Annotated in this window: 17 protein-coding genes; 11 read left to right on the top strand and 6 right to left on the bottom strand. The window is 34.7% G+C overall.

The genetic code is table 11. From position 1 onward, the window contains the following. Positions 1-132: 132 nt before the first annotated feature. From ZPR_RS08995 to ZPR_RS08970, 6 genes are all read left to right on the top strand, one after another. Positions 133-813 (top strand): hypothetical protein, encoded by a 681-nt coding sequence (locus tag ZPR_RS08995; protein ID WP_013071323.1) that lies wholly within the window; start codon positions 133-135, stop codon positions 811-813. Positions 814-829: 16 nt separating this feature from the next. Then, a complete protein-coding gene (locus ZPR_RS08990) occupies positions 830-2,371 on the top strand; it encodes a hypothetical protein (protein ID WP_013071322.1) in 1,542 nt (513 codons plus the stop codon). 706 nt (positions 2,372-3,077) lie between these two features. Beyond that, positions 3,078-3,830 carry an NUDIX hydrolase gene (locus ZPR_RS08985; protein WP_013071321.1) on the top strand — a complete coding sequence of 251 codons (753 nt, stop codon included), beginning with the start codon at positions 3,078-3,080 and terminating at the stop codon, positions 3,828-3,830. Between the two features lie 134 nt (positions 3,831-3,964). Then, on the top strand, positions 3,965-7,075 hold the full coding sequence (locus tag ZPR_RS22495) for a PAS domain S-box protein (RefSeq protein WP_013071320.1): 3,111 nt from the start codon (positions 3,965-3,967) through the stop codon (positions 7,073-7,075). After that, positions 7,062-7,460 carry a response regulator gene (locus ZPR_RS08975; protein WP_013071319.1) on the top strand — a complete coding sequence of 133 codons (399 nt, stop codon included), beginning with the start codon at positions 7,062-7,064 and terminating at the stop codon, positions 7,458-7,460. Before ZPR_RS22495 ends, ZPR_RS08975 begins: the two co-directional genes overlap by 14 nt. A gap of 91 nt (positions 7,461-7,551) precedes the next feature. Continuing rightward, positions 7,552-7,989 carry a hypothetical protein gene (locus ZPR_RS08970; protein WP_013071318.1) on the top strand — a complete coding sequence of 146 codons (438 nt, stop codon included), beginning with the start codon at positions 7,552-7,554 and terminating at the stop codon, positions 7,987-7,989. Between the two features lie 71 nt (positions 7,990-8,060). Here the strand turns inward: ZPR_RS08970 and rpsA are convergent, their stop codons facing one another. From rpsA to lon, 4 genes are all read right to left on the bottom strand, one after another. Further along, positions 8,061-9,890: a 30S ribosomal protein S1 gene (gene rpsA / locus ZPR_RS08965; RefSeq protein ID WP_013071317.1), complete on the bottom strand. Its 1,830-nt coding sequence runs from the start codon at positions 9,888-9,890 to the stop codon at positions 8,061-8,063. A 172-nt stretch (positions 9,891-10,062) separates the two neighbouring features. Further along, positions 10,063-11,256: an MFS transporter gene (locus ZPR_RS08960; RefSeq protein ID WP_013071315.1), complete on the bottom strand. Its 1,194-nt coding sequence runs from the start codon at positions 11,254-11,256 to the stop codon at positions 10,063-10,065. Between the two features lies 1 nt (position 11,257). Beyond that, positions 11,258-11,950, bottom strand: a complete 693-nt coding sequence (gene cmk, locus ZPR_RS08955) for a (d)CMP kinase (RefSeq protein ID WP_013071314.1) — start codon at positions 11,948-11,950, stop codon at positions 11,258-11,260. Between the two features lie 93 nt (positions 11,951-12,043). Continuing rightward, positions 12,044-14,494 (bottom strand): endopeptidase La, encoded by a 2,451-nt coding sequence (gene lon, locus ZPR_RS08950; RefSeq protein ID WP_013071313.1) that lies wholly within the window; start codon positions 14,492-14,494, stop codon positions 12,044-12,046. Between the two features lie 214 nt (positions 14,495-14,708). On the opposite strand from lon, the gene ZPR_RS08945 reads away from it, so the two are divergent. The 4 genes from ZPR_RS08945 (at position 14,709) to ZPR_RS08930 (ending at position 17,784) form a co-directional block, all read left to right on the top strand. Next, positions 14,709-15,266, top strand: a complete 558-nt coding sequence (locus ZPR_RS08945) for an RNA polymerase sigma factor (protein ID WP_041578802.1) — start codon at positions 14,709-14,711, stop codon at positions 15,264-15,266. Then, a complete protein-coding gene (locus ZPR_RS08940) occupies positions 15,256-15,819 on the top strand; it encodes a coiled-coil domain-containing protein (RefSeq protein WP_013071311.1) in 564 nt (187 codons plus the stop codon). The genes ZPR_RS08945 and ZPR_RS08940 overlap by 11 nt, the downstream gene beginning before the upstream one ends. Beyond that, a complete protein-coding gene (locus ZPR_RS08935) occupies positions 15,800-16,891 on the top strand; it encodes a DUF4097 family beta strand repeat-containing protein (RefSeq protein WP_041578801.1) in 1,092 nt (363 codons plus the stop codon). Before ZPR_RS08940 ends, ZPR_RS08935 begins: the two co-directional genes overlap by 20 nt. Before the next feature lie 155 nt (positions 16,892-17,046). Beyond that, on the top strand, positions 17,047-17,784 hold the full coding sequence (locus ZPR_RS08930; RefSeq protein WP_013071309.1) for a head GIN domain-containing protein: 738 nt from the start codon (positions 17,047-17,049) through the stop codon (positions 17,782-17,784). Positions 17,785-18,305: 521 nt separating this feature from the next. On the opposite strand, the gene ZPR_RS08925 is transcribed toward ZPR_RS08930, so the two are convergent. After that, positions 18,306-19,625 carry an MFS transporter gene (locus ZPR_RS08925; protein WP_013071308.1) on the bottom strand — a complete coding sequence of 440 codons (1,320 nt, stop codon included), beginning with the start codon at positions 19,623-19,625 and terminating at the stop codon, positions 18,306-18,308. 63 nt (positions 19,626-19,688) lie between these two features. Further along, the gene (locus ZPR_RS08920) at positions 19,689-20,513 is read right to left on the bottom strand and encodes a M48 family metallopeptidase (RefSeq protein WP_013071307.1); all 825 of its coding nucleotides are present in this window, start codon (positions 20,511-20,513) and stop codon (positions 19,689-19,691) included. A gap of 137 nt (positions 20,514-20,650) precedes the next feature. On the opposite strand from ZPR_RS08920, the gene ZPR_RS08915 reads away from it, so the two are divergent. After that, on the top strand, positions 20,651-21,493 hold the full coding sequence (locus tag ZPR_RS08915) for an alpha/beta fold hydrolase (protein ID WP_013071306.1): 843 nt from the start codon (positions 20,651-20,653) through the stop codon (positions 21,491-21,493). Positions 21,494-21,537 lie beyond the last annotated feature (44 nt).

Genomic DNA, 21,537 nt, shown 5'->3' with positions numbered 1-21,537 from the left:
CATTAATGACACATAAATTAGCTTAAATCAATAAAAAATCCGACAAAAGGTATATTTGATAGATAAATGTATAAATTTGCAAATATTAATTTTATCTTAAATTCTTTAAGGTAAGTCTTAAGAAACTGGACGATGTCGATAAAAAGAAACTTATTTTATTTTGCTTTACTGTGTATTTCTTGCACCTGTTTTGGTCAGGGAGTTACTGAATCAAACTATAGCAATAAATTTGCTATAGCTTTAAATGGCTCAACTTTAGGTGGCGGACTTGAAATAGCCAGAAATTTATCCCAACATTTTAACCTTAGGCTTAGGGGTAATATCCTTAGTATAAAAGATTTTGTTCAGGAGATCGAGGTTGATGATGCAAATCTTAATGTGACTGCAGATACCCGTTTTTTAGAATTCGATCTTAGCTTAGAATATTTGCCATTTAAATCCAGCAGTTTTAAAGTCATTGGAGGTGCAGCTCATTTTAGCGATGGAAAAACGAATGCACTGGCTACCTATGACGGCACTTTAGAATATGGTGAGATTATATTGGGACCAGAAGAAATTGGTGATTTGGAGCTTACGTTGGATTATAATGGTTTCGCTCCATACTTAGGTTTAGGCTTTGGTAGAGCAGTACCTAAAAATAAATTTGGAGTGTCCTTTGAAGCCGGAAGTTTCTATCTTCCTGAACCTAAAGTAGATATTACAGCTACTGGAATGCTTGCCCCTACTGCCAATCAGGCGGTGTCACTCCAGGAAGATATTAGAGATTATAGGTGGTTCCCATTCTTAAACTTAAGATTATCCGTTAGAATTTAATTAAATCCTTTAAAAGATGAAAAAAATATTTTTACTAATGATGCTGATTGCTGTAACTATAATTCCTACAGCATGCGAGAAGACGCCAAACGAAATTGCAGATGATTTTAAACTTGGCCTTGATGTAAACTTTTTAGAGTATACCGCTCAAATTGAGATTAAAGATTTAGAAGATGGTACTTATCCAAATAATATTACCTTAGTCCCCGCAGCAGATTATGGGACATCTATACTAAACTCTGCCGGAAAAAAGAACTACAATTTATCTGAAGGCAGCATAACACTTATACTGAATCCTGCAGATAGGCCACAATCTCCTAATGAGATTAAAAGTTTTGATTTTATTGCCTCGGCACCTGGATATCAAACCACGAAATTGAAAATTAATTTTGAAGAAAATAATAAAACCGTACAAATGCCGGTATATTTACTTCACAAAAACAGGGAAACACCAGGTATTAGTACGATAAATGATAATGCCGAACTATCCGGAAGCCAATTAAGAGAAAATAAATCTATCAATTTTGGCAAAAAGCCTTCTAAACAAACAGATGGCTTTATTAATCTTAAAGAAGGAACAAATTTTTTAAATGGTAATGGAGAGTTATTATCCGGCAGCCATATAAATATGGAGGTTATCGACATGGATGCCAATAATGTAAAGCTATCTAAAATCTTTCCTGGTGGCTTTACCAATCAGTCTGTGTTAAAAAATGGTTTCAAGGAAGAAAAATCATTCTTACCTATGAGTTATACCTCTATCAACATGTATATTGGACCTCAAGAGGTTAAAGACTTTAGCGAATCGATAACAGTAAACATAGAAATTGATAAAAACTTATACAATCCTAATACCGGGCACCAAGTCAAGATTGGTGATCAATTATCTTTATATAGTTATGAATTAGAAAAGGATACATGGGCATTTGAAAAAGAGGTTACTATTTCTGGATCTGGTGATGAGTTATTCGTAAATTTTGATACAGATCATTTAACAGATTATTCTATCGTAGCCGAATTACCGGTTTGTTCAGACATTTTTGAAATCAACAATCCAACTGAGGCTAATATTCAGGCAAAGATTGAATTAGAAATTACTGGCAGTACTGCAACCAGAACCTATAAAATTATTGAGCAAAATCTCGTTCCCGGAATAAACAAAATTCCATATAATGGTATAGGAGATATTATAAGCCTTAAACTTTATGCATCTGGAGAAGTATTAACTGTAAACGATATTTCTTGTGGGGAATCTCCTGCTATTACGCTGCCCGAACCTGATAGTGAATTAGTAACTATCACCATTAATATCCCCTGTGAAGATGTAGAACTTAATGTAGCAAGTTATCCTATTAAGTACCGTAAACAAGGAGAAACAGAATGGATAAACGGTGTGATAAAAGATCTAAGACTAAAATCTTATGAAATGGAAGCTGGAAACACTTACGAATTCCAGATTCAATTTGATGGAGAAACCTATACTTATGAAGAATATATAAGCTCAAAAAATTATCAATTCGATGTCGATAGTAAACTATGTAACGAGATCAATTTTTAAAAGGAGAAGAAAATTCAAATTGATTTTAGTGATATGTAAAGTACTAAAAAAGGGATGCAATACATCCCTTTTTACAACTAACCAGTTTCTAATATCATACCAACCTAACCAAAAAATGAATGATATTATAAGATGAAAAAACCATTGCTTCATCTAACAACAATATTAAAATATTACATTCAATAAAGAAAACTTTTCTTATATAAATTAAGACATTATCGATAAAACCCTTAAAATAAAAGATGAAATTAATAATACGACCAAGCCACAAACAAATGATTTAAATAATTATTAAAATCGCATTATACGCTCCAAGTTTGTTTGTTTAAGCTATTTAGTGTTGATTTAAACCCTGTCAAAATAAGTTATTTGTGGGTACGCAAATAAAATTTTTAGTAGAACATTATTTTTGATGTCGTTGCAGCGCAATCTCTGCTTTATATTTAAAGGATTAAAGCTTTTAATTACGATTATTGAACTAAACTGAAGCGCACATTTATATCATGGCTATAGAGCAAAAATTAAGAGGTAATGAAACCTATCTCTAATTGATTAATAACATTAAAAAGAATAAAATACTATTTTAAGAATTTAGAATTTTTAGAAATTAAATTATCCTGTTTTTTTATTAAATATCAGGTTTTATGAAAATTAAAGTTTGATTAATAAAAATCTAAATGTAATTTTGAGAATTAAACAGATTAGAATGAAATCAGAATTAGCTGGTATTTTAGATAAATATTCAAAATTAAACAAAGAAAAAAGTTTACCAAGTATTTCTATCGATTGCGTTGTTTTTGGTTTTGATACTTCTTCGCTAAAAGTCTTGCTAGTTAAATTAAAGGGGAAAGATGAGTGGTCTCTACCGGGAGGCTATTTATGGAAAAATGAAAACCTGGATGAAGGTGCCCACAGAATTCTGGAACAACGAACCGGAGCAAAACAAATCTATCTCAATCAATTTAAAACTTTTGGTAGACTAAACCGAAGTGAATATTTCTTTGAAGGCTATCCGGATGATCTGTGGCAAAAACAACGATTTGTTTCGGTAGGATATTATGCGCTAACAAATTTTGCAAAAGTAGATCCTAAAGTTGATGAATTATCTGATGCTTCTGAATGGAAGAATGTCCATGAGCTCCCTAATCTTATGATGGACCATGAAGAAATATTTAATACTGCGTTATTAGAGCTCCGGAAAGGGCTTAATTACCGTCCGGTAGGATTAAATCTGTTGCCTGAAAAATTTACTATGCCCGAGCTGCAGAAACTATACGAGATAATTCTGGACAAATCGCTTAATCGTGGTAATTTTTATCGTAAAATGACTAAATACGGCATCCTGAAAAAATTAAAAGAAACCCGTAAAGGAGGGGCACATAAAGCTCCTAATTTATATACTTTCAATTTGGAGGTTTATAATGAAGCTTTAGAAAACGGGTTCAAAGAAGCCTGGTAAAATTAAGGTATTATTAACACAACACACCAATAACCAATAATAAACGTATTTTAAACTATTATAATTAAATTATTCTAAAAAAAATAGCTTAATAATTATATTTTATGTATTTTTAAAATCCCTACAAATACATAATGCGTTCTACATATACCCAAATCACCCCTATAAAAGAGAATAGTTCTTATCTCTATGATGAGTTATACTCAGCAATTACAAAAGATAAGTCTTATTTCGATTTTATTCAGCAATACGCTCTTGATGGACTTTTTATCATAGATATCCAAAAAGATTATTTTTTTTGCGCTCCTAAACTTCTGGAATTACTTGGATATAACACTTCTTCTCAAGACAATTGGACTTGGAAAGACATTGTTTATAGCAAAGATCAAGACCAATTCAATAAGGTCATCGCCTCCATAGATGGTTATAATCAACCAGAGAAAAAAATAACCTTTAGATTTGTTCATAGCCACAAGTACACGCTATGGCTGGAATGTGCTATTATTACCTTTACTAATCTTTCTTTAGAAAAAAGAATACTAGTGGCAGTAAAAGACGTTACTAAATTTAAGAAGCCAGATCTTCATTTACATGAGCAGGTTAAACGCTATGAACATGTTTTAGACGGAACTGGTATTGGTGCATGGGAATGGAACATTCAAACTGGAGAGACCATCTTTAGCAAACAATGGGCAAAAATTTTAGGTTACAAACTTGAAGAATTACAACCAACTTCGGTGGATACCTGGCATAGATTTGCAAATCCCGATGACGCTGAAAACTGCCAGAAAATTTTAAATGAACATTTTGCCGGAAACACAAATGTATACAGGACCGAAGCAAGAATGCGCCATAAAAAAGGACACTGGGTTTGGGTTGCAGACCGTGGTAAAGTAGTAAGCTGGACAGCAGATGGAAAACCTGAATGGATGACGGGATATCATGAAGAAATCACACAGCAAAAAAAAGAAACAGAAAGGAGTCAAAAATTTATTGAAGAAGCGCCTACATCTATTGCCATGTTCGATACTGAAATGCGCTATATCGTTACCTCTAAAAAATGGAAGCAGGATTACCATGTAGAAGATATAGATCTTATTAATAAACATCATTATGATATTTTTCCTGACGTAAAGGAAGAATGGAAGGCTATACATCTTCTGGGGCTTGAAGGAAATTCGATGCATAGCGAAGAAGATGAGTTTATTGATCGATTTGGGAAACAGCGATATATAAAATGGTCGATGAGACCCTGGTACACTAATGAGCAAAAAATAGGTGGAATTATAATTCATACCAGTGATATTACGGAGGTTAAGGAACTTGAACGCATTAGTGAAGGTCGCAAGCAATTTTTAGAAACAGTTTTGGAATCCTTAGAAGTTGGTATCGTTTCCTGTAACGCAAAGGGAGAACTAGAAATTTTTAACCGAAAGACAAGAGAATGGTATGGATTACCTGTCACAACTATGAATCCTGATAAATTTCCGGAATATTATGGTCTGTATCATGAGGATGGTAAAACACGGCTTACTACTGCTGAAATTCCTTTATTTCAATTGTTAAAGCATGACTATATTAGTAATCCTAATATAAAAATTAAACCTAAGTACGGTCAAGATAGATTAATATCTGTACGTGGTTCACAAATCAGGGATAAAAATGGTGCGATTATAGGTGCTGTTATAGCCATGCACGATATCACTGCATTCAAAAAAGCTCAGGAAAAATTAAGATTAAGCGAAGAAACTTTTCGAGGAAATTTTGAAAACGCCGCCATCGGTATGGCCATCTGTGATCTTAATGCAAGACCTCTTAAAGTCAATAAAAGCCTTTGTTCCATATTAAATTACACTCAGAAGGATCTTTTAGAAAAGTCCCTTTTTAAACTCGTAGATCAAAAAGATTTAAAGCGATTACATACACTCATAAAAGAATTAGTAAATAAAAAACAAGATCATTTTCATGTTGAAGTTCGGTTTTTATCCAATAAAAATGAAAAAATATATGTGCTAATTTTTGCATCCCTGATCACAGATAGTAATGGTGAGCCACTATTAATTACGATGCAAATAAAGAATATCAGCCTTAGGAAATTAGCGCAGCAACAGCTAAATAAAACGCTAGCGCATCAAAAGGCCTTATTAGACTCAAGTACAAAAATTAGTTTTGTTGCTACCGATAAAAAAGGTGTAATTACCGATTTTAATCAGGGAGCCCAAAATCTTTTAGGATATAAAGCTGAAAATATTAAAAATGAAAGTGTCTTACTCTTTCATGATCCTAAAGAACTACACCAAAAAACTGAATATTTAAATAAAAAATCCTCTATAAAATTCACCAGTTTTGAGGCCTTGGTTCTTGAAGCGAAAAAGAGAAAAAGCACTATACAGGAGTTGAATTACGTAGACATTAATAAAAATGAAATTCCGGTTTTATTAACGATAACACCAATTTTACAAGATGAGCAATTAATTGGCTATTTACATGCAGCTCTTGAAATAACGGATTTAAAGAAAGCTCAAAACGAGATATTAAATCTTTTAGAAGTCACTAAGGATCAAAACCAACGATTAAGAAATTTTGCCCATATTGTATCTCATAATTTAAGAAGTCATTCTAGTAATTTTTCAGCTCTATTGGATCTTTTTAAAATGGAACACCCTGAGCTAAATGAAAATCAAATCATACAACTTTTGGGAACAGCTAGTGAAAACCTAGAGGAAACTATAGAGCATCTTAATGAAGTAGTAGTTATAAATACACTAGTAAAAGAAAATCTAAATCCCTTGAATTTACATGATTTTGTAGAAAATGCTGTAAAAAACACCAGTGCCCTGGCCATGAAAGCAGCGGTAAAAATAAAATTTGAAATTGATAAAAAAGTTAACATACTTGGTATCCCTGCATATTTAGATAGTATACTACTTAATTTTATTACTAACGGAATTAAGTATCGATCCTTAGAACGAGAGAGTTTTATTAAATTGTATACTCAATCCAATTTGGCAAGTGGTGAAACTATTCTAAATATTGAAGATAATGGCTTAGGAATTGATTTAAAGCGCCACAAACATAAAATTTTTGGAATGTACAATACATTTCATAAGCATGAAGATGCCAGAGGGATTGGACTTTTTATTACAAAAAACCAAATTGAAGCCATAGGTGGAAAAATAGAAGTAGAAAGTGAAGTAAACAAAGGCACCCTGTTTAAAATCTATTTAAAAAATGAAAAAAATTGATCTTGCCTGTATTATAGATGATGACCCTATATTCATTTTTAGTGCAAAAAAATTAATGGAATTAGCAGATTTCTGTAAAGGTTTTATCGTTTTTCATAATGGCAAAGAAGCTTTAAATCATTTAAATACGATAATTTCCAGTAATGAGGAATTACCAGACGTAATATTACTTGATCTTAATATGCCAGTAATGGACGGATGGGAGTTTCTAGAAGAATTTATAAAAATTAAAAGTGAAAAAGCAATTACCATCTATATAGTAAGTTCTTCCATTGATCCCAGTGATATAAACAAAGCAAAATCATACCACAACGTAAACAATTATATTGTAAAACCGGTCACCATAGATAGTTTAAAAAGTGTACTTCAAAATCACCAAAATTAACTTATCAATATAATTTTTAGATTTTATTAACTTTTTTACGCAACTATTTGAGGATTAGAGCATCTATAAAGTAGATCTCAAATCCTCAAATATGAAACATGTTTTTACTTTAATGCTTTTTTTCGGTATTTTTTCGTGTAATATAGACCAACCAGAATATTCCGATTTACATACCTCTAATAATTTCCCTCAAAAATGGGAATTGATACAGGTACGCTTTCCTTCAGAAAACTTACAGCAAAAAGGCTTAAAAATGGCCTGGCAAGAAAGCTATCTCTTATTACCTGATAGCACCTTCCTAAAAAAAAGAATGACACCTGCTGAAACTATTACTGCTGAAGGAAAATTTTATACTGAAAAGGAAAATAATGAAATTTACATCCGATTTGAATTTTACAAGTCTTCTGAAAAGCCAGCAAATGGTATATTTTCAAATAACGAAAGACTGCTAAAGGTTGATGATGATGTAATGGTTCTTACTTCTGAGTATAATGGCAAAAAACAAATGTTTGACTATAAGTTGAAATAATAAACATTGAAAAATTAGGGTATAAAAAACCTCCTTAAAAAGGAGGTTTTTAATTTTATAAACTGAAAGAATTATTTTCCTTCCATTTTATCTTTAAGAGCCTGAAGATCTGCATTTACATCACCAATAGTGGTTTTATCGTTATTTTGAGAAGCGGCTTTTTTAGCAGCTTGCTTAACGATTTTTTGCTCTTCTTCTCTGTGGATAGCAGCGTGAGATGCTACAACACGTTTAAACTCTTTATTAAATTCAATGATTTGGAATTCTGCAGTTTCACCTTTCTTAAGTTTACTTCCGTCTTCTTTTTCAAGGTGTCTTTGTGGTACAAATGCAGTAATATCTTCATTAAAATCAATAGTAGCTCCTTTGTCTACGATTTCAGAAATTGCAGCAGTATGAGTTGTACCTACGGCAAATTCAGTTTCGTATTTATCCCAAGGGTTATCTTCTATTTGTTTGTGACCTAAACTAAGCTTACGTCCTTCAACATCTAATTCTAATACTACAACATCTAATTTATCACCAACATTACAGAACTCTGATGGGTGCTTAATCTTCTTAGTCCAAGAAAGATCAGAGATATAGATAAGTCCGTCGATTCCTTCTTCTAACTCTACAAATACTCCAAAGTTAGTAAAGTTACGAACTACACCTGTATGCTTAGATCCAACAGGATATTTAGAAGTGATATCTGTCCATGGGTCTGGAGTTAATTGCTTAATTCCAAGAGACATTTTACGATCGTCACGATCTAAAGTAAGGATTTGAGCTTCAACCTCGTCTCCTACATTTACGAAATCCTGAGCAGATCTTAGGTGCGTACTCCAGGACATTTCAGAAACGTGAATCAATCCTTCTACACCTTCAGCAACTTCGATAAATGCACCGTAATCTGCGATTACAACTACTTTACCTTTTACTTTGTCACCTACTTTTAACTCTTCGTCCAGAGCTTCCCATGGGTGTTTATGTAATTGCTTAAGACCTAACTGAATTCTTGTTTTAGCCTCATCAAAGTCTAAGATTACAACGTTAAGTTTTTGATCTAGCTCTACGATCTCGTTTGGATGGTTAATTCTAGACCAAGAAAGATCAGTAATGTGGATAAGTCCGTCAACACCACCAAGATCAACGAATACACCGTAAGAAGTAATATTCTTAACAGTACCTTCTAATACCTGACCTTTTTCTAATTGACCAATAATTTCTTTCTTCTGCTCTTCAATATCAGCTTCGATAAGTGCTTTATGAGATACCACAACGTTTTTGAATTCGTGGTTGATTTTCACCACTTTAAATTCCATTGTTTTACCTACATAAGCATCGTAATCTCTAATTGGCTTCACATCGATTTGAGAACCTGGTAAGAAAGCTTCGATACCAAATACATCTACGATCATACCACCTTTAGTACGACACTTAACAAAACCGTTAACGATAAGACCTTCATCATGTGCTTTGTTCACACGATCCCATGCCATAATCACACGAGCCTTACGATGAGAAAGTACTAACTGACCGGTAGCATCTTCTCTAACGTCGATTAAAACTTCTACCTCATCCCCTACTTTAAGATCTGGGTTGTAACGAAACTCGTTAAGAGAGATTACACCTTCACTTTTTGCGTTAATGTCGATAATTGCATCACGATCAGTAATATTGATTACTTTTCCTGTTACAACCTCATCATCAAGAGTGTCTACGAAATTTTCTTCTACTAACTTTTCGAATTCTTCCAGCTTATCATCTGCGATAGGGTCAATACCCTCTTCGTAATTATGCCAGTTAAATTCTTTAAGGAATTTGTCAGGATTAGCTTGTTGCTCCTCTACTTCTGGTTGAGATGCTGTAGCCATTCCTGCTACTTCCTGAACTTCTTGTTCTTTTTGTTCTTCAGCCATAATAACTGCTGATTAAAATTTGTATTCTAAGTTTTTCGGAAATATTTAAGCAAAATAAAACTAAGAAGATGTTTTACGTTTTGATTTTCAAACCCTTTTGGATTTCCGTTCTTTTGCCAAAAAGGAGTGCAAAAATACAACTAATTTCAGTATTTTCAAACTCAATAAAAACTTAATTTTCATCAGGCATAGGTTTTCGAAAAAGAAGATGAAAAACAAGTATCAAAACACTGTAAATCAAACCCAAAGAAGCTACACCCCTCCACTGAAAAAGTTCCCATGCATAAGCCCCGGTAGTTGTTCCCAAAGCACCTCCAATAAAGTACCCCACCATGTATATGGTATTAATCCTGTTGCGTGCATCAGGATTTCTGGAAAAGATAATATTTTGATTGGTGATATGTAAGGACTGTAACCCCATATCAACCAAAATCACTCCTATAACTAACCCAATAATTGAATATCCCGAAAATTCAAAAACTGCCCAGGCAAGTATCATGACTAAAGTGGCAATAATGATCAATAGGTTTTTATTCATTGTATCGCTTAATTTACCAATTAAGCTTGCGGCTAAGGCGCCAGCAATTCCCAATATACCAAAGGTACCCGCTATCCCGCTTCCGTAACTAAAATTATCTTCCATAAGAAAAACCAGAGTAGTCCAGAAAGCGCTAAAACCAGCAAAACCTAAAGCGCCACGAAGCGCAGCTAATCGTACAGAAGATTCGGTTTTAAAATAATCCCATAAAGATTGCATAAGTTCTTTATAGGTTCCTGTAAAATCGGGTTGTAATTCGGGTAATTTCAATTTTAATAATCCCCATAAAACTAGCATCATTCCAGCTGCAATATAATACATCACACGCCAGCCCAAATATTCTCCCACAAAACCACTTACAAATCGGCTTCCCAGTATCCCTATCAGCAATCCACTCATTACGATTCCAATGGCACTACCCCTCTTTTCTGGTTTTGCTAACTGCGCCGCCATTGGCACAAACACCTGTGGTACCACACAACTAAAACCTACAAAAAAGCCAGATATGGTAAGCACTGGTAAGCTTGGAGCTAAAGCCATCACTAAAAGACTTGCGATGATAAATATAAAATCAATCATTACCATTTTTTTCCGAGGAAATTTATCACCTAATGGAATAATAAACAGTAATCCAAAGGCATATCCCAATTGTGTAAAAAGCGGAATATTACTTACGGCTGACTCTGATACCCCAAAATCTTTGGCTATTAAATTTAATAAAGGCTGATTATAGTAATTGTTGGCCACTACTAAACCTGCACCGGCCGACATTAAATAAAGTACCGATTTACTAATTCCCTCTTCAGAAGCATTATCAACTTTGGCCATTTTAGGCGTCAGTTTTTTCTTTTACCAAACTAAGAATCTTGTCGAATTGCTCCTCTTTGCTAAGATTAGTATTATCGATCTCGATAGCATCTTGAGCTTTAACTAATGGAGACGTTTCCCGGGTAGAATCTAAATGATCACGTTCTTCCACATTTTTGAGTACTTCTTCGTAACTAACATCGTTTCCTTTTTGTTTTAGTTCATTGTAACGACGCTCAGCTCTTTTTTCCGCAGAAGCGGTCATAAACAACTTTAATTCTGCATTAGGAAATACCACAGTGCCAATATCACGGCCATCCATAACCACACCTCCTTCTTTCCCTATTTCTTGCTGCTGTGCTACTAACATTTTACGAACCTGGGGAATCGCCGCGACTTTGCTCACATTATTAGAAACTTCCATCAATCGGATTTCCTCTTCCACATTTTCATTATTTAAATGTACTACACCATACCCAAGATCCTTATCAAACTCAAATTTAATACTAATAAAAGCTAAATGCCTTAACAAAGCTTCCTCATCTAATTTATCATCTGTTACCATTACCTTACGCATAGCATACAGCGTTACTGCACGATACATAGCGCCGGTATCTACATATATATAACCTAGCTTTTTAGCTAATTGCTTTGCAACTGTACTTTTTCCTGTTGAAGAATGCCCATCGATGGCAATAGTAATTTTTTTAGTCATCTAGCTGAAGTTTGTACAAAAATAGAGATTTGAAAATGGCTAAAACAAAAAAGCCCCGAATTTCTTCGAGGCTTTTAAAATATAAATTTATGATCACAACTCCTTTGCGTTTTTCACCTTTTCATTAGTGATCGCAATATCAATAACCTCACTCATTTCGTTTACATAATGAAACGTAAGACCTTTTAAATATTCGTCTTTAATTTCTTTAATATCACGTTCGTTCTCTTTACACAGAATAAGCTCTTTTATTCTGGCTCTTTTAGCTGCAAGGATTTTCTCTTTAATACCACCAACCGGAAGCACTTTTCCTCTTAAAGTTATCTCACCGGTCATAGCTATACTTTTCTTTACCTTTCTCTGAGTGAATAAAGAAACTAAAGATGTTAACATCGTAATACCTGCACTAGGCCCATCTTTAGGTGTAGCTCCTTCAGGTACGTGAATATGTACGTTATATTTCTCAAAAATACCGGCTTCTATACCTAATTCTTCCGCGTTAGATTTAATATACTCCATGGCAATGGTTGCCGACTCTTTCATCACTTTACCCAGGTTTCCAGTAATATTTAAATTGCCTTTTCCTTTGGATAAAATCGATTCGATAAAGAGAATATCACCCCCCACCTGCGTCCAGGCCAATCCGGTTACCACTCCGGCAACCTCATTATTCTCATATTTATCACGCTCTAAACGAGGACTACCTAAAATTTCGATAATATCTTCGTTCGTTATTTTTTTATTATAATCCTCTTCCATGGCGATACTTTTTGCACCATAGCGTACTACTTTAGCGATCTGTTTTTCTAAAGCTCGAACTCCAGATTCACGAGTATAGCCTTCCACTATTTTTTCAAGCTGTGCTTTACCAATTTTAAGATCGTCTTTCGTTAATCCATGCTCTTTTAATTGCTTCGGAAGTAAATGCCTTTTAGCAATCTCAATCTTCTCTTCAATAGTATACCCCGTAACATTAATGATCTCCATACGATCACGTAATGCAGGCTGAATAGTATTTAAACTATTACAAGTAGCAATGAACATCACTTTAGACAGATCGAAACCTAATTCTAAAAAGTTATCGTGAAATTCGCTATTCTGTTCGGGATCTAAAACTTCTAATAAGGCTGAAGATGGATCGCCGGCATTCCCAATGCTTAGCTTATCAATTTCATCCAATACAAAAACTGGATTACTGGTTCCTGCTTTTTTAAGACTCTGTATAATCCTTCCCGGCATCGCACCAATATAGGTTTTACGATGCCCTCTAATTTCAGCTTCGTCTCTTAAACCACCTAAAGAAATTCGAACATATTCACGACCTAAAGCCTCTGCTACAGATTTTCCTAAACTTGTTTTACCAACTCCGGGAGGCCCATAAAGACAAAGAATAGGAGACTTCATATCGTTACGCAATTTTAATACTGCCAGATATTCTATAATTCTTCTTTTTACATCATCTAAACCGTAATGATCACGATCTAAAATTTTCTTAGCACGTTTAAGATCAAATTTATCTTTACTAAATTCATCCCAGGGAAGATCTAAAAATAAATCCAGATAGTTACGTTGAATAGAATATTCAGCTACCTGGGGATTCATACGTTGCATTTTGGAAAGTTCTTTTTCAAAATGCTTTTGTACATCTTCACTCCATTTTTTATCCTTGGCACGAACACGCATTTCTTCAATTTCATCTTCATGAGAAACGCCACCCAATTCTTCCTGAATGGTTTTCATCTGCTGATGAAGAAAATATTCACGCTGTTGCTGGCTCATATCGCTTTGCACCTTCGACTGAATATCGTTTTTCAACGCAAGTTTTTGGTTTTCGATATTCATAAATTTAAGCGTAGCCAAAGCCCTTTCTTTAAGGTCATTAGTCGCTAAAAGATTTTGTTTCTCCTCTACCGATAGATTCATATTAGAAGAAACAAAATTGATTAAGAACGAATTACTCTCGATATTCTTAATTGCAAAAGAAGCTTCAGAGGGAATGTTAGGACTACTTTTAATAATCTGAAGCGCCAAATCTTTGATTGCATCGATTATAGCTCCAAATTCTTCATTTTGAACATCCGGCTTCGTTTCAGGAATTTCTTCAACATTTGCTCTTAGAAACGGCTCCTCCTGCGTTATTTCAGAAATATTAAAACGTTTTTTACCTTGTATAATCACCGTTGTATTTCCATCGGGCATTTTTAAAACCCTTAGAATACGGGCTACTACACCAATATTATTAATATCTTTAATACCGGGATTTTCTACTTCTTCATCTTTTTGGGAGACAACACCAATAATTTTTTCATTATTGTTCGCCTCGTTAATTAATTTAATCGAAGCATCTCTTCCTGCAGTAATTGGGATTACTACTCCCGGAAAGAGCACCGTGTTCCTTAAAGGTAATATTGGTAAATTTTCAGGTAATTTTTCTCTGTTTATTTCCTCTTCATCTTCAGGCGTCATTAACGGTATCAACTCTGCATCTTCATTTATACCTTGTAATGACAAACTGTCAATATCCGTGAATTTTGTTTTAGCCATAAGTTATCTTTAAAAGTCAAACTGTCATTACAGTTTGTTTATTTCAATTTGTTTTGAGACCTCTACACCTGCAATTCCTATATTTCAGGCACTTAAAATTGTTATCTATTAGATGTTTCAATTCCTATGCCAGCATATTTTTTCTGAAATAATTTTCAAAAACTGTAACAAACAGAAACTACCCCTATCTTTATATTAGAAACAAGATAATTTTTTGCAATCAACCATCACACATATTAACAATCTTGTAAATGACTGCCGTCTGGGTAACCAACGCGCCCAAATGGAGATTTACAACAGGTATTACAGGGCCATGTATAATACCGCATTAAGAATCGTTCATCACAGCGCCGAGGCAGAAGATATTATGCAAGAGTCTTTTTTAAGTGCTTTCGAAAAAATTGATCAGTTTAAAGCTGAAGCTTCTTTTGGTGCCTGGCTAAAGCGAATTGTGGTAAATAACAGCATTAATGCACACAGTAAAAGATCGAAATACGAAGAAGTAAGCTACAAGGATTATCTTAAAAACGAAATAGACGATAATGAAGGAATAACTACTACTGATACTCAAAATCAAAAAGTGAAAATGGTTTTAAACGCCATGCAAGAACTAAAGGAGAATTACAGGATTTGCCTAACACTTCATTTAATTGAAGGTTATGATTATGAAGAAATAGGCGATATTTTAAATATCTCTTATGCCAATTGTAGGACGACCATCTCGCGAGCTAAAGAAAGTTTAAGAAAAAAAATGATGAAAGATGAAAAATGACGAATACTTTGAGGATCTGAAAAAATTGAACTTCGATATTGCTGAACCAAATTCAGGACACGAAGATCGATTTCTCGAAAAACTTGACCGGCGGCATCAAAACAAACATCCTAAAAAAGGAAAACTAAGAAAACTTTGGATCCCTCTAAGTAGCATAGCAGCCGCCCTTATCATAGTATTTTTTGCTTTTGGAAAGGTATTTAATACTCCTGCCTTTGCTAAGGAAACAGGCCTTGCTGCGGTATCCCCGCAAATGAAGGAAACACAGGATTTTTATAGTACACTTATCGAAAGGGAACTTAAATCTATCGAAGGAGAGCGCAGCCCACAAACCAATAAAATCATTAACGATGCCTTGGTGCAACTAGAAACCTTAGAAAAAGAATACAATAAACTAAAAAAAGACCTTTTAGAAAGTGGGCAGGATAAACGCGTAATCTACGCCATGATTAACAACTTTCAAAAAAGAATTGACCTGTTAAATCAGGTACTGGACCAAATTGAAACGATAAAACAACTAAACACACAAAAAAATGAAACTAACATTATATAAGCTCTTGTTCTGCGCACTATTAGTGCCGGCATTAGGTTTTGCCAACAAAGATTTGGATGGCAGGCATACTAAAGAAAAAACGATAAAAAAAGAATTTAAAGTATCCCAAAGAGGTGTTTTGGACATTAATAATAACTACGGAAATATAGATATTTCTACCTGGGACGAAAACCGAATTGTCATTCAGGTTTTTATAAAAACAAACGGCGATGATCCTGAAAGAGTTCAGAAAAAATTAAACGATATTTCAGTAGATTTTCAGCAAAGCGGCAATCGTGTAAGTGCAAGAACGCGGTATCAAAAAGAAGAAAAATCCTGGTGGAGCGGTTTATTTAGCAGCAGTAATAATGTCAATATGGAGATCAATTATGTAGTAAAAGCTCCTGTAAATCATGATATGGTAATCGATAATGATTACGGAGCCATTTACATCGATAAAGTAAACGGAAATACCGATATTTCCTGTGATTATGGAAAAATTGACATCGGAGAATTAAGAGGATCCAGAAATATTTTGAATTTCGATTATACCCGAAATTCTCACTTTGGGTTTATTTCTTCTGCGGAAATCGATGCCGATTATTCTGAATTTACCATTGAAGAAGCTGAAGACTTGATCATTAGTGCTGATTATACCGACTCGAAAGTTGAAAAAGTTGAACGTCTTCGATACAATTGTGATTACGGAAGCTTTAGAGTAGATAAAGTAAAAGACCTTGAAGCTGATGGTGATTACTTAAGTACTAAGATTGGCCGGGTGTTCTCATCCCTTAGCCTAAATCAGGACTACGGTTCGATTTCTATTGAAAAATTAATCAACGGGGTAAAAAGCGTAAATATTGATACCGACTACGCGGGAATCAAATTAGGTTTTGATGCAGAAATGGATTTTATCTTTAACGTGCATACCTCTTACGGGAGCGTAAAAGGTACGGATGATCTGGAAGTTCAAAAAAGGCATGATCGTAATACCAGCAAGGAGATTTCAGGATATTATGGTAAACAAAACAGCCAAAATTCAATAAACATCACCACAAGCTATGGAAGCGTTAGTTTCCATAAAGAATATTAAAAACATATAATTCAGCAAGTAAACAACCTTGGGGCAAGCCCATGAGGTATCCGATAGAGACAAAATTATAATTTCGAGGCGAGTCTCGGGGTATTAAACCCTTTGGCGGTGCCAATAAAAATAGCCATCTGGCATAACCATTAATCAATCACATCATGAAAAAATCAATTTTAACAGTAGTAGTTATCTTTTGTATAAGCATCACCTCAGCAAGTGCCCAATGGTGGAGCAGCAATAAAAGTATTAAAGGAAATGGCGATATGGTAAATAAAAGCCGCAAAACATCAGATTACGACAAAGTAAGCCTTGTAGGTTTTATGGATGTTGTCTTGGTTAGCGGAACTGAAGGAAACCTGACCATTGAAGCCGAAAGCAATCTTCAGGAATATATTACTACGGAAGTGAAAAACGGAACTTTAAAAATTTCAGTAGAAAAAGGGGTAAATATTAGTCCTTCTAAAAACAACATGATTAAAGTAACCGTTCCTTTTGAAGATTTAGAGGGGGCTCATTTAACCGGAAGCGGTGATATCTGGACTGAGGATAAAATCACCGCAAAAGATTTTTCCTTATCGGTAACCGGAAGTGGCGATTTAAAACTAGAAATCGAAGCTGATGATATTACCGGAAACGTTACCGGCAGCGGTGATGTAGTATTAATAGGAAACGCAAAAAGCCTGGATTGCGGCGTAACCGGATCTGGAGATTTTGACGCTTTTAAACTTAGAGCAAAAAAAGTAAGCGCACAGGTTTCTGGTTCTGGTGATGTGATGGTTTATGCCGAAGAAGAGCTTGAAGCACGAGTTGCAGGCTCTGGAGATATTGAATATAAAGGGAATCCCAGCAAAGAAAACTTTAAAACTTCAGGATCTGGAGATATCTCAAAACATTAATTCCCAATATTGATAATTATTGTTTAATTTTTTTGAATGCGAAGTCCCTTCTCCCTTAAAGAAGGGATTTTTTGTTTGGAAATTGTTTAGGGTTATCAGGAATCAGGAATCAGGAATCAGGAATCAGGAATCAGGAATCAGGAATCAGGAATTTAAAACTAATTATTTCATCTCACATCTCTAGTTTTTATTTGGGTAAAATGAAGAATATTAACTTGTAATCAGCCGGAACTAAACATAAATTGTTGGCACATTCATCCCAAATCAATGCTGATTCCAGATTTATGTATCTCTAGTTTATTTTCTATTTAACGACGTAGCGGTCTAAATGCTACTTCTAACTCAAAAAAGAGCTATCCACTTTGCATGCCGGTGAGGCAAGGTTGAGACGACGTCCTTGTTCAAATCCAAAATTTAGCATACAAAATTTAGCATTTTTAAGCTTTATTCCTGGATCTTATTTCTCTCGTATATGGTCTATATTCTCTTTTCTATATTCTCGCAGCGCAGCGCTCTAAATCCTAACTTCTAATTTTCGGTACTCTAATCAATAAAATAATCCCACCTATAAAAAAAATGATCAAAAATAATATCGAATTTCGAATACTCCCGGTAAGCTGGGCTATTAAACCATACATAAACATCCCGATAACAATCCCTATTTTTTCTGAAACATCATAAAAACTAAAGTAACTGGCGGTATCAATAGCATTTTCAGGAAGCATTTTAGAATAGGTAGACCGTGAAAGTGACTGGATACCTCCCATTACCAAACCAACGCTGGCCGCTGCCACGTAAAATTGATTAGGCGTGGTTATAAAATAGGCATATACGCAAATTAAAGCCCAGATAATATTTATAAAAATCAGGGTTTTAATATTACCAATCTTAGCGGCTATTCTCGACGTTAAGGTGGCTCCCAAAACAGCCACTAACTGGATGAGTAAAATACTTACAATTAATCCTGTTGTAGCATCCTGCTCTCCCCAATTTAATTCTTTAATTCCAAAATACGTAGCGATAAGCATAATGGTTTGTACCGCCATACTATATACGAAAAAAGCTCCAAGATACCTTTTTAGCTGAAGGTTATGATTTAGAGAACTCCAGATTTTACGAAGTTCTTTAAATCCGTTAAACAGTACATTTTTGGTAAGCTTCGCTTTTTTCGTCCCTTTTGGTAAATAGTAATAGGTGTACTGGCTAAAACCTATCCACCATATTCCAGTTAAGACAAAGGATAAGCGGGTTGGTAATCCTTCATCTTCAAAACCAAACATGTCGTATTTAAGGATCATCAATAAACAAAGAATAAGCAGGATAACACTACCTATATATCCTAAAGAAAAACCTTTAGCACTTATTTTGTCCTGTTGCTCTGGAAAAGCGATATCTGGTAAATAACTATTATAAAATACCAAACTTGACCAAAAACCAATTAGCGCCAGGAAATAACAAAGTAAACCGAACCATAAAAATTCCATATTAAACCAAAACAAACCTATGCATGATAAAGCGCCCAGGTAACAGAAAAACTTCAGAAAATTCTTCTTGTTCCCAACATAATCCGCAATTCCTGACAGAAACGGACTAAGTACAGAAACGACCAGAAAAGCTGCTGCGGTTACATAAGAAATTAGGGCATCGTTATTAAAATCAAATCCTAAGAAATGAACGGTATCATTAATATTATTGCCTTCAGCATCTCTAATAATGGTTAGTGCCCCATAAAAAATAGGAAATATTGCTGAAGAAATAACCAGACTGTACACCGAGTTTGCCCAGTCGTAAAATGCCCATGCGTTAAGTAGCTTTTTGCTACCCTTTGGAAGATTTTTCATGGACTAAAAATAAAAAAGCTACACCAGATAGTGTAGCTTTTTCAACTTATTTATTTCTAAATATTATTGAAAACTTGTTACTCCATATTTTCGGGCTTCAGCTTTTGCTTCAGGAGCCCAGGCTTCAAGATTATTTATTCTGGTTTGATTTGACGGGTGTGTACTTAAAAATTGGGGTGTTGAAGCTCCTCCACTGTTTTGCTGCATCCTTCTCCATAAATCGGCTGCCTCATCTGGATTATATCCGGCAATAGCCATTAAGGTCAAGCCTATTCCGTCGGCTTCAGATTCATGACTTCTACTAAAAGGTAGCATCACTCCTAACTGTGTTCCAATTCCGTAAGCCTGAGCAAAAATCTGTTGGGTTTGCTGGCTTTTACCACTAAGAGCCGCTGCTCCTACTCCACCAACCACTTGCTGCACTTGTGCTGCACTCATTCGTTGCGCACCATGATCGGCTAATGCATGTGCCACCTCGTGTCCCATCACGACCGCCAGACCAGTTTCGTCCTGAGTAATTGGCAAAATACCAGTATATACCACGGTTTTTCCTCCTGGCATAGCAAATGCGTTTACCTGATCGTCCTTTACAAGATTATATTCAAATCTAAAATCGTCCAAAAATCCCTGGTATCCATTTGCGTTTAAATAACGCTCAGCTGCAGTTTTAATTTTATCACCAACTCTTTTTACCATCCTGGATTCAGCAGTACCGGTCACCACATTACTACTATCCAAAAATGCATCGTATTGCTGAAACGAGGCGGAGAACAATTGATCATTACTTACAAAATTTAAATTCTTTTGTCCTGTGAAAGGATTTACTTTACAGGCGACTACTGTTAAAGTAGCAACAAAAAGAACTACTATCCACTTCTTTACTTTCATATTTTAATTAGATTAGTTTTGTTAAAATTACAAAAGCCACAGCGCTTTAAAGTTTTGTTTAAGTAGGATTTAACAATTTTTCAGCTTTCAAAAAGGATTCCAAAATTTTCGAATCTGAATAACAATTCATTTTAAAAATGGCAAAAAAGCATAAAGATAAAACCCCTATTCAGCAATTACTGCTTCCCTGGTATATTTTATATACCGGTAAATTTTTAAACTGGGTGTCCCCTTATCTAGCCAGTAAATTTGCAGGTAAATTATTTCTCACTCCACTAAAATATAAGCTTCCCAATCGCGAAAAGGCTATGGATCAAAATACCATACAAACGCAACAGATTTTACCAAAAAGCAAAAAACAAATCATTGTTTATGAATATGGTGAAAGTGCCCAAAAAGTTTTACTCGTACATGGATGGAGTGGCCGTGGTACACAACTTTCTAAAATCGCCGATGCCGTGCTAAAAGAAGGATTTAGTACAATAAGCTTTGATGCTCCTGCCCACGGCAAAGCTTCGGGAAAAATGAGCATGATGCCTCACTTTATAGAAGCTATTCATTTTTTGAATAAAAAATATGGTCCGTTTCATTCGATCATTGGACATTCCTTAGGCGGAATGTCTACACTAAAAGCAATTAAAGAAGGAATATCTCCAGAAAGAGCCGTGATTATTGGCACCGCAAATAGCGTGACTGCGATCACGCAGGAATTTGTGAAAAACCTGCATATGGACAAAGAAGTGGCTTATTTGATGAAAGCCCATTTTGATAAAAAATTTGGGCAGGATATGGATAATTACTCTGGAGCAATTTCAGCGCAAAGTGTTCATATTCCTACTTTGGTAATCCACGATAAAAATGATGTGGATGTGCATTACAAATGTGCTGAAGAAATTCATAATCAAACTAAAAAACAGCGAACTCTATTTAACCGAAGGTCTTGGACATCGTCGAATCCTGGGAGACCAAAAGGTTATTAACAAAATCACAACGTTCATCACGGCATAATCTTTGTAACTTTCAA

The organism is Zunongwangia profunda SM-A87, assembly GCF_000023465.1.
Taxonomy (GTDB): domain Bacteria; phylum Bacteroidota; class Bacteroidia; order Flavobacteriales; family Flavobacteriaceae; genus Zunongwangia; species Zunongwangia profunda.
This window is presented reverse-complemented; position numbering and strand designations above follow the sequence as displayed.

Coding starts and splice junctions, on each gene's coding strand:
- ZPR_RS08995 (WP_013071323.1), top strand. CDS start 133: ATGTCGATAAAAAGAAACTTATTTTATTTTGCTTTACTGTGTATTTCT.
- ZPR_RS08975 (WP_013071319.1), top strand. CDS start 7,062: ATGAAAAAAATTGATCTTGCCTGTATTATAGATGATGACCCTATATTC.
- ZPR_RS08985 (WP_013071321.1), top strand. CDS start 3,078: ATGAAATCAGAATTAGCTGGTATTTTAGATAAATATTCAAAATTAAAC.
- ZPR_RS08960 (WP_013071315.1), bottom strand. CDS start 11,256: ATGGCCAAAGTTGATAATGCTTCTGAAGAGGGAATTAGTAAATCGGTA.
- ZPR_RS08915 (WP_013071306.1), top strand. CDS start 20,651: ATGGCAAAAAAGCATAAAGATAAAACCCCTATTCAGCAATTACTGCTT.
- ZPR_RS08920 (WP_013071307.1), bottom strand. CDS start 20,513: ATGAAAGTAAAGAAGTGGATAGTAGTTCTTTTTGTTGCTACTTTAACA.
- ZPR_RS08925 (WP_013071308.1), bottom strand. CDS start 19,625: ATGAAAAATCTTCCAAAGGGTAGCAAAAAGCTACTTAACGCATGGGCA.
- ZPR_RS08940 (WP_013071311.1), top strand. CDS start 15,256: ATGAAAAATGACGAATACTTTGAGGATCTGAAAAAATTGAACTTCGAT.
- ZPR_RS08970 (WP_013071318.1), top strand. CDS start 7,552: ATGAAACATGTTTTTACTTTAATGCTTTTTTTCGGTATTTTTTCGTGT.
- ZPR_RS08930 (WP_013071309.1), top strand. CDS start 17,047: ATGAAAAAATCAATTTTAACAGTAGTAGTTATCTTTTGTATAAGCATC.
- ZPR_RS08990 (WP_013071322.1), top strand. CDS start 830: ATGAAAAAAATATTTTTACTAATGATGCTGATTGCTGTAACTATAATT.
- ZPR_RS08935 (WP_041578801.1), top strand. CDS start 15,800: ATGAAACTAACATTATATAAGCTCTTGTTCTGCGCACTATTAGTGCCG.
- ZPR_RS22495 (WP_013071320.1), top strand. CDS start 3,965: ATGCGTTCTACATATACCCAAATCACCCCTATAAAAGAGAATAGTTCT.
- lon (WP_013071313.1), bottom strand. CDS start 14,494: ATGGCTAAAACAAAATTCACGGATATTGACAGTTTGTCATTACAAGGT.
- rpsA (WP_013071317.1), bottom strand. CDS start 9,890: ATGGCTGAAGAACAAAAAGAACAAGAAGTTCAGGAAGTAGCAGGAATG.
- cmk (WP_013071314.1), bottom strand. CDS start 11,950: ATGACTAAAAAAATTACTATTGCCATCGATGGGCATTCTTCAACAGGA.